General features: G+C 66.1%; 7 protein-coding genes. 5 read left to right on the top strand and 2 right to left on the bottom strand.

Features of this window, described 5'->3' with window-relative positions:
• Positions 1-18: 18 nt before the first annotated feature.
• The 4 genes from proB to leuS all read left to right on the top strand — a co-directional run bounded on the left by proB (position 19) and on the right by leuS (position 5,945).
• Entirely contained in the window at positions 19-1,131 is a 1,113-nt protein-coding gene (proB, locus tag Q0693_RS07740; protein ID WP_298630495.1) for a glutamate 5-kinase, read from the top strand.
• Positions 1,128-2,378, top strand: coding sequence for a glutamate-5-semialdehyde dehydrogenase (locus Q0693_RS07735; RefSeq protein ID WP_298630493.1), 1,251 nt, complete (start codon positions 1,128-1,130; stop codon positions 2,376-2,378). Before proB ends, Q0693_RS07735 begins: the two co-directional genes overlap by 4 nt.
• A gap of 16 nt (positions 2,379-2,394) precedes the next feature.
• Positions 2,395-3,177, top strand: coding sequence for a YhjD/YihY/BrkB family envelope integrity protein (locus Q0693_RS07730; protein ID WP_243032115.1), 783 nt, complete (start codon positions 2,395-2,397; stop codon positions 3,175-3,177).
• 131 nt (positions 3,178-3,308) lie between these two features.
• Positions 3,309-5,945, top strand: a complete 2,637-nt coding sequence (gene leuS / locus Q0693_RS07725; RefSeq protein ID WP_298630490.1) for a leucine--tRNA ligase — start codon at positions 3,309-3,311, stop codon at positions 5,943-5,945.
• Here the strand turns inward: leuS and Q0693_RS07720 are convergent.
• Positions 5,923-6,627, bottom strand: a complete 705-nt coding sequence (locus Q0693_RS07720; RefSeq protein ID WP_298630488.1) for a Clp1/GlmU family protein — start codon at positions 6,625-6,627, stop codon at positions 5,923-5,925. The two genes, leuS and Q0693_RS07720, sit on opposite strands and share 23 nt — an antisense overlap.
• Before the next feature lie 98 nt (positions 6,628-6,725).
• Between Q0693_RS07720 and Q0693_RS07715 the strand changes: the two genes are divergently transcribed.
• The gene (locus Q0693_RS07715) at positions 6,726-7,889 is read left to right on the top strand and encodes an acyl-CoA dehydrogenase family protein (RefSeq protein WP_298630486.1); all 1,164 of its coding nucleotides are present in this window, start codon (positions 6,726-6,728) and stop codon (positions 7,887-7,889) included.
• Here Q0693_RS07715 and rlmN read toward each other — a convergent pair.
• Positions 7,858-8,883: 23S rRNA (adenine(2503)-C(2))-methyltransferase RlmN (gene rlmN, locus Q0693_RS07710; RefSeq protein WP_298630484.1), on the bottom strand; the 1,026-nt coding region annotated here is incomplete at its 5' end. The two genes, Q0693_RS07715 and rlmN, sit on opposite strands and share 32 nt — an antisense overlap.

The following is an 8,883-nucleotide window of genomic DNA, read 5'->3' as shown; positions in this document are numbered from 1 at the left end:
GTGCTATCCTGACCCTTAATGCGGCCGGGACTCGAGGCCAAGCGGCTGGTGGTCAAGGTGGGGAGCGCGGTCCTAGCGGGGCCCGGGGGTCTGGATAGGGGGGTGATGGCGGAGATCGCCCGCCAGGTCCTGACCCTCCGCCAAGAGGGGCGGGAGGTGGTCCTGGTCTCCTCGGGGGCGGTGGCGGCGGGGATGGCGGCCTTGGGCCTACCCCGCCCCCAGGACATGCCCACCAAGCAGGCCTTGGCCGCCACCGGCCAGCCCCTCCTCATGGCCCAGTGGCGGGAGGCCTTCGCCCCTACCCCCGTGGCCCAGGTCCTCCTCACCGCCGAGGACCTGGCGAGCCGGGAGCGCTACCTGAACGCCAAGGCCACCCTGCAGACCCTTTTGCGCCTGGGGGTGGTGCCCATCATCAACGAGAACGACACCGTGGCTTTCCAGGAGATTCGCTTCGGGGATAACGACCAGCTTTCCGCCCGAGTAGCGGCCTTGGTGGAGGCGGGGCTTTTGCTCCTCCTTTCCGATGTGGACGCCCTTTATGATGATGATCCCAAGAAAAACCCTAAGGCCCGGCCCATCCCGGAGGTGGAACGGGTGGAGGCGGTACTGGCCCATGCCGGGGAGGGAAACCCCCTGGGAAGCGGGGGGATGCGCTCCAAGCTCCTGGCGGCCCGCATTGCCGGCCGGGTAGGCATTCCTACCCTCCTCCTTCCGGGAAGAAGGCCGGGGGTGGTTTTGCAGGCCCTAAAGGGGCTGCCTTTGGGCACCTATTTCCATGCCCAAAGGCGCTACCGGGGGCAAAGGGCTTGGCTCTATGGCCTCCTTAGGCCCAAGGGGGAGCTGGTTTTGGATCCGGGTGCGGTGCGGGCCCTACGGGAACGGGGAGCAAGCCTTTTGCCTGCGGGCATCAAGGCGGTGCGGGGCCGCTTTGGCCGGGGGGAGGCGGTGCGCCTCCTCACTGAGGAGGGGGAGGAGGTGGGGGTGGGCCTGGCCAACTATGCCGCCGAGGAGGTGGAGCGCATCAAGGGGCGTAGGAGCGGAGAGATAGAGGCCCTCTTGGGCTACCGCTACACCGAGGAGGTGGTCCACCGGGACCACCTGGTCCTAAAGGAGGCTAAGGAGGAGGTATGAGGGAGGAGGTATGGGCGTCCCTTAGGGACCTGGCGGAGGGGGCCCGGGCCCGGCTTCCGGAAATCGCCAAGGGAAACCGGGATGGGGCCCTTCTGGCCATGGCTCGGCTTCTGGAAGAGGCCTGGCCGGAGGTGCTAAGGGCTAACCGGGAGGACCTCGAGGAGGCCGAAAGGTCAGGGCTATCCCGGGCCAAGCTGGACCGGCTGGCCCTTAAGGACAAGGACCTAAAGACCCTTACCGAGGGCCTTAGGCAGATCGCCGCCCTTCCTGACCCCTTGGGCCGGATAGAGGGGCTGGGTAAAAGGCCCAGTGGCCTGAGGGTGGGAAGGATGCGGGTGCCCCTGGGCCTCATTGGCTTCATCTACGAGGCCCGCCCAGGGGCCACGGTGGAGGCGGTTTCCGTGGCCTTAAAGGCGGGCAACGCCATGCTCCTTAGGGGTGGAAAGGAGGCCTTCCGCTCCAACCAGGCCCTGGTTTCCCTCTGGCACCGGGCCTTGCTGGAGGTGGGGTTACCTCGGGAGGCGGTGAGCCTGGTGCCCACCACGGACCGGGAGGCCATCCTGGCCATGTGCCGCCTGGAGCTATTGGACCTCCTCATCCCCCGGGGTGGGGAGGAGCTCATCCGCCTGGTGCAGAAGGAGGCCCGGGTGCCGGTCCTGGCCCACGCCAAGGGGGTGAACCACCTCTATGTGGACCAGAGGGCCGACCTCTCCATGGCCCTGCGCCTAGCCCTAAACGGCAAGACCCAGCGCCCGGCGGTGTGCAACGCCCTCGAGGCCCTTTTGGTCCACGAGGCCGTGGCGGAAGCCTTCCTGCCCATGCTGGAGAAGGCCATGGGGGAAAAGGGGGTGGAGCTTCGGGCCTGTCCCAGGGCCCTTTCCCTCCTGAAGGGGGCGGTCCCCGCCCGGGAGGAGGAGTGGGACCAGGAGTATCTGGACCTGATCCTTAGGGTGAAGGTGGTCTCGGGCCTGGACGAGGCCTTGGCCCACATCGCCCGCTACGGCTCCCGCCACACGGAGGCCATCTGCACCGAGGACCCTCATGCGGCCTGGCGCTTCCTGGAGGAGGTGGACGCCAGCCTGGTCCTTTGGAACGCCTCCACCCGCTTCAACGACGGCTTCCAGCTGGGCCTGGGGGCGGAGATCGGCATCAGCACCTCCAAGCTCCACGCCTACGGCCCCATGGGGCCCCTGGAGCTCACCACCACCAAGTGGGTGGCCCTGGGGGAAGGGCAGGAGCGGGAGTAGCTTCCCGTGGGACGCCGTGCTACGGAAGGCCTTTCGCCTCTACACCCAGGCCCACGTCCCCTTTTTTGCCGCCGCCTTGGCCTACTACGCCCTTCTTTCCCTCATGCCCCTTCTCTTCTTGCTGGTGGGGGTCTTTGGCCTTTTCCTCTCGGGGAACGAGGCCTTACGGGAAGGGTTTTTGGGGGGTGTGGAGGCTTTGGCCGAGGCCCTTTTCCCGGCCCGGCCTGAGCTGGCCCAGGACCTCCTGGGCTTTCTCACCCGGGGGGCCTTTCCCTTAACCCTTTTGAGCGCCCTTTTTCTCCTTTGGTCGGGGAGCAACTTTTTCGCCGCCATGGGCTACGCCCTAGGGCTCATCTTCGGCCGGCCCCCGGGGGTTCGCCACCGCCTTTTGGGCCTTCTCATGCCGGTTCTTTTGGGCCTTGGCCTCATCCTCCTTTCCCTTTTGGGCTTGGCCTTGGGGTTTATCCTCCGCTTCCTGCCCCCTGGTTGGCGGGGTTTCCTGGGGCCTTTTGAGGTCTTCCTGCCCCTTTTCCTGGCCTTTTTGCTCTTCCTTTTTGCCTACGCCTTTTTCCGCGGCCTAAAGGGGTTTCGTGGCCTTCTTCCCCTAAGCGTGGGGGCGGGGGTGGCGGCCCTCCTCTTTGAGGGGGTGCGGCTTGGTTTACCCAGGCTTCTTCCTCGCTCCCAGTACGAGCTCCTCTATGGGCCCCTGGCGGGGTTTGTCCTGGCGCTCTTAGGCCTCTACCTGGTGCTTTGGGTCTTCCTCCTGGGGGCGGTGGTGGCCAGGGTGGTGGAGGACTAGGGCACCCCACGCTTTTTTGCTGGGTTGCAGTATCATGTTTCCATGCGCCCGGCCAGGCTAGCCCCCTAAAGGGAAGGGGCCTGGCCGTCCCCTTCCCCTTGGGGAAGGGTTTTTTTGGGAGGAGGCCCAGCATGGAGAGGTACAACCCGCACGCCATAGAGCCCAAATGGCAACGCTTCTGGAAGGAAAAGGGCTTCATGAGGGCTAAGGAGGTCCTGGGGAAAAGGGGGAAGCAGTACGTGTTGGTCATGTTCCCCTACCCCTCCGGCGACCTCCACATGGGCCACCTGAAGAACTACACCATGGGGGATGTCCTGGCCCGCTTCCGCAAGGTGCAGGGCTACGAGGTCCTGCACCCCATGGGCTGGGACGCCTTTGGCCTGCCGGCGGAGAACGCCGCCCTTAAGTTTGGCCTTCATCCCCGGGACTGGACCTACGAGAACATCCGCCAGGCCAAGGAGAGCCTCGAGCTCATGGGCATCCTCTACGACTGGGACCGGGAGGTGACCACCTGCGAGCCCGACTACTACCGCTTCAACCAGTGGATCTTCCTCAAGATGTGGGAGAAGGGCCTGGCCTACCGGGCCAAGGGCCTGGTGAACTGGTGCCCCAAGTGCCAGACGGTCCTGGCCAACGAGCAGGTGGTGGAGGGCCGGTGCTGGCGGCACGAGGACACCCCGGTGGAGAAGCGGGAGCTGGAGCAATGGTATCTGCGCATCACCGCCTATGCGGAAAGGCTCCTTAAGGACCTGGAGGGCCTGGACTGGCCGGAGAAGGTGAAGGCCATGCAACGGGCCTGGATCGGCCGCTCGGAAGGGGCGGAGATCCACTTCCCCATAGAGGGCAGGGAGGAGGCCATCACCGTCTTCACCACCCGGCCCGATACCCTCTTTGGGGCCACCTTCATGGTCCTGGCCCCGGAGCATCCCCTCACCCTTAAGCTGGCCTCCCCGGAAAGGAGGGCCGAGGTGGAGGCCTACGTGGAGGCCGCCAAGCGCAAGACGGAGATTGAGCGCCAGGCGGAGGGCCGGGAGAAGACCGGGGTCTTCCTGGGGGCCTACGCCCTAAACCCCGCCACGGGGGAGAGGATTCCCATCTACACCGCGGACTACGTCCTCTACGGCTACGGCACCGGGGCCATCATGGCCGTGCCGGGGCACGACAGCCGGGACTTTGAGTTCGCCAAGAAGCATGGCCTTCCCATCAAGAAGGTGATAGAGCGTCCGGGTGAGCCCTTGCCCGAGCCCTTGGAGGCCGCCTACGAGGAGCCCGGCATCATGGTGAACTCGGGGCCCTTTGATGGGCTAGGGAGCGAGGAGGGCAAGAGGAGGGTCATCGCCTGGCTGGAGGAGAAGGGCCTGGGCCGGGCCAGGGTCACCTACCGCCTTAGGGACTGGCTGATAAGCCGGCAGCGCTACTGGGGCACCCCCATCCCCATGGTCCACTGCGAGGCCTGCGGGGTGGTGCCGGTCCCCGAGGAGGAGCTTCCCGTCCTCCTCCCCGACCTCAAGGACATAGAGGACATCCGCCCCAAGGGGAAAAGCCCCCTGGAGGCCCACCCCGAGTTCTACCAGACCACCTGCCCCAAGTGCGGCGGCCCCGCCAAGCGGGACACCGACACCATGGACACCTTCTTTGACTCCAGCTGGTACTACCTGCGCTACACCGACCCCCAAAACCACCGGCTTCCCTTTGACCCCGAAAAGGCCAACTTCTGGATGCCCGTGGACCAGTACATCGGCGGGGTGGAGCACGCGGTGCTGCACCTCCTCTATAGCCGCTTCTTCACCAAGTTCCTCCACGACCTGGGGATGGTGAAGGTGGAGGAGCCCTTCCAGGGGCTTTTCACCCAGGGCATGGTCCTGGCCTGGACGGATTTCGGTCCCGTGGAGGTGGAAGGGGAAAAGGTGCGCCTGCCCGAGCCCACCCGCATCCGCCTGGAGATCCCCGAAAGGGAGCTTTCCCTGGAGGAGGTGCGGAAGATGGGGGCCGAGCTCAGGCCCCACGAGGACGGCACCTTGCACTTCTGGAAGCCCGCGGTGATGAGCAAATCCAAGGGCAACGGGGTCATGGTGGGGCCCTTCGTGAAGGAGGAGGGGGCGGATATCGCCCGCATCACCATCCTCTTCGCCGCCCCTCCGGAGAACGAGATGGTCTGGACGGAAGAGGGGGTCCAGGGAGCCTGGCGTTTCCTGAACCGCATCTGGCGCCGGGTGGCGGAGGACCGGGAGGCCCTTTTGGCCACCTCGGGCCAGTTTGCCGCCGAGGCCCTCGAGGGCCCCGACAAGGAGCTTTACGGGAAGCTTCACCAGACCCTCAAGAAGGTCACCGAGGACCTGGAGAACCTTCGCTTTAACACCGCCATCGCCGCCCTCATGGAGCTTCTGAACGCCCTTTACGACTACCGCAAACTGCGGCCCGTAACCCCCCTCTACCGCACCGCCATCCGCTACTACCTGCAGATGCTCTTCCCCTTCGCCCCCCACATGGCCGAGGAGCTTTGGCACTGGTTCTGGCCGGATAGCCTCTTTGAGGCGGGCTGGCCCGAGCTGGACGAGAAGGCCCTGGAAAAGGATGTGGTGGAGGTGGCGGTGCAGGTGAACGGCAGGGTGCGGGGAACCATCCTGATTCCCAAGGACGCTCCCCTGGAGGTGGCCAAGGCCGAGGCCCTCAAGGTGAAGAACATCCAGGCCCATCTGGAGGGGAAGGAGATCCTGAAAGAAATCTATGTCCCTGGCAGGATTCTCAACCTGGTAGTGCGGGGATAGGGAGGAGGAGCCGGGTGGGGACCACCCTGGCCACCTCCCCCTGGACGGGGGTGAGGAAGAACCCCTCTCCCCGGGCCCAGGCCAAAAGCCGGCCATAGCCCAGGAAGAACCCTTCCCCGTCCAGAAAACCATAGAGCCGGTCCCGCCCCTCGGGGTCCACCTCCAGGGGCAGGAGGCGGGCTTGGGCTCCCTGGAAGTGGGCAAGAAGCCGTTCCTGCCTGTTCTTTCGCCTCTGGGCCGCGGTCTTTCTGCGGGCCTCAGGCAAGGGCGGGACCAGGCGCACCCTTAGGTCCTTGCGCCAAGAAAGGGCCTGGTAAAAGGCCTCCCACCCCAGCACCAGAACCTCCGCCGGCCGGAGGGCTTCCACCTGCAGGAGGCGGAACTCAGGGTCCAGGTAGCCATCGGTGTCGGCCACCGCGGGGCTTCCTGGAGGGATGAGCCGGGCCAGGCGCAAAGCCCCCACCACCGCCCGGGCCTCCACGCCCCTGGGGGAGAGGGCCCCCAGGAGGTAGCGGCGCAAGGGGGTGAGGGCTCCTTCCCGGTGGTGGAAGAGGGTAAAGGCTCCAGGCAAAGCCCCCTGCCCCGGGTCCAGGTCCAGGAGGTAGGCTTCCCCCGCCTTCTGCAAAAGCCTGGAGGCCAGGGTGGTCTTCCCCGCGTCCGTGGGGCCCGTGAGGAGGAGCATCCCCCTGAAGGTAACCCTTGGGGGCTTTGGGCGCCAGGCCCCTCTGTGATGTAACGTATTTTTGCCTTTCAGCAAGAAAGTGATATACTAGCCCCACCATGGGGCTCTGGTTTGAGGAAAGCCGGGAGGAGCGGGCGGTCTTGGGCCCCTTTCGCGAGTTCTTGCGGGCGGAGGTGGCCCCGGGGGCCGCGGAGAGGGACCGGACGGGGGCCTTTCCCTTTGAGCTGGTGGGGAAGCTTGCCCAGTTTGGCGTCTTCGGGGCCACGGTGCCCGAGGCCTATGGGGGGGCAGGGCTAACCAGTCGGCTTTTCGCCCGCATGGTGGAGGAGATCGCCTACTACGATGGGGCCTTGGCCCTCACCGTGGCCAGCCACAACTCCTTGGCCACGGGGCATATCCTCCTTGCGGGCAACGAAAAGCAGAGGGAAACCTTCCTACCCAAGCTGGCCTCGGGGGAGGCCCTGGGGGCCTGGGGGCTCACGGAGCCGGGTTCGGGCTCGGATGCCGCCGCCCTGAAGACCCGGGCGGAGGCGGTGGCCGGAGGGTATGTTCTGAACGGCACCAAGCAGTTCATCACCCAGGGGAGCGTGGCCGGGGTCTACGTGATCGTGGCCCGCACCGACCCCCCGCCAAGCCCGGAGAAGAAGCACCTGGGCATCTCCGCCTTCGCCTTCTTCCGCCCCGAGAGGGGCCTGCGCATTGGCCGCAAGGAGGAGAAGCTGGGCCTTGCGGCCTCCGACACCGCCCAGCTCCTCCTGGAGGACCTCTTTGTCCCGGAGGAAGGCCTTTTGGGGGAGCGGGGCAAGGGGTTTTACCACGTGCTTCAGGTGTTGGATGGGGGAAGGATTGGGATCGCCGCCATGGCGGTGGGCCTGGGGAGGGCGGCCTTGGACTATGCCCTGCGCTACGCCAAGGAGCGGGAGGCCTTCGGAAGGCCCATCGCCGAGTACCAGGGGGTTTCCTTCAAACTGGCGGAGGCGGCCACGGAGCTGGAGGCGGCGAGGCTGCTCTACCTGAAGGCGGCGGAGCTTAAGGATGCCGGCAGGCCCCACACCCTCGAGGCCGCCCAGGCCAAGCTCTTCGCCAGCGAGGTGGCGGTAAGGGCCTGCGATGAGGCCATCCAGGTCCTGGGAGGGTACGGGTACATCAAGGACTACCCCGTGGAGCGCTACTGGCGGGATGCCCGCCTAACCCGGATTGGGGAGGGGACCAGCGAGATCCTAAAGCTCGTCATTGCCCGGCGCCTTCTGGCGTCGGTGTGAAGGTTAGGGTCTTGGGGGCCTTCAGGGCCAGCTGGCCGCAGGCGGCTCCCACGTCCTGCCCCCGGCTGAAGCGGATGGAGGTGGGAATCCCCTGGCGCCTCAGCTCCTCGGCGAAGGCCAGGATGCCGGGCTTGGGGGTGCCCTCCACCGGGGCCCCTTCCCAGGGGTTGAAGGGAATGAGGTTCACGTGGGTGCTTATCCCCCGGAGAAGCTTGGCGAGAAGCCGGGCCTGCCAGGGGTGGTCGTTCAGGCCCTTGAGGAGGGTGTATTCAAAGGTGATGCGCCTTTTGGTCTTGGCGTAGTAGTGGCGCACCGCTTCCAGAATCTCCGCCACCGAGTAGCGATGGGCGGTGGGGATGATCCTCCTCCGGGTTTCGTCGTCGGGGGCGTGGAGGGAAAGGGCGAGGCGCACCCCCAGGTCCTCCTCCGCCAGGCGGTAGATGCCCTTGGGGATGCCCACGGTGGAAAGGGTGATGCGCCTTGGGCTCATGGCCAGGCCCTGGGGATGGAGGAGGAGGCGGATGGCCTTCAGTACGTTGGGGAGGTTTAAAAGGGGCTCCCCCATGCCCATCAGCACCACGTTGCGGATCTCCCGGGGGGAGATGCCCTGGTGGTGGGCGATGGCCAGGAGCTGGGAGAGGATTTCCCCTGCCGTGAGGTTGCGGCCAAAGCCCAAGGCCCCGGTGGCGCAGAAGGTGCACCCGGCCGGGCAACCCACCATGCTGGAGAGGCAGACGGTCTTGCGGTTCTCGTAGGGCATATAGACCGCCTCGGTTTTCTTCCCGTCCAGCAGGGTGAAGAGGTACTTGACGCTTCCATCTTGGCTGGGGTAGGCCTCCACCAAGGCGAACTCGGAGATGCGCCACTCCTGGGCCAAGGCCTCCCGGAGGGCCTTGGGCAGGTCGGTCATCTCCGAGAAGTCCAAAGCCCCCCGGGCGTAGAGCCAGTGGGCGATCTGGGCCTTGCGGTAGCCCTCACCGGGGAGCTCCTCGGG

Source organism: uncultured Thermus sp., assembly GCF_938010445.1.
Classification (GTDB): domain Bacteria; phylum Deinococcota; class Deinococci; order Deinococcales; family Thermaceae; genus Thermus; species Thermus altitudinis.
Note: the sequence above shows the minus strand (reverse complement) of the source record. Positions and strands in the feature narration are given on the sequence as shown.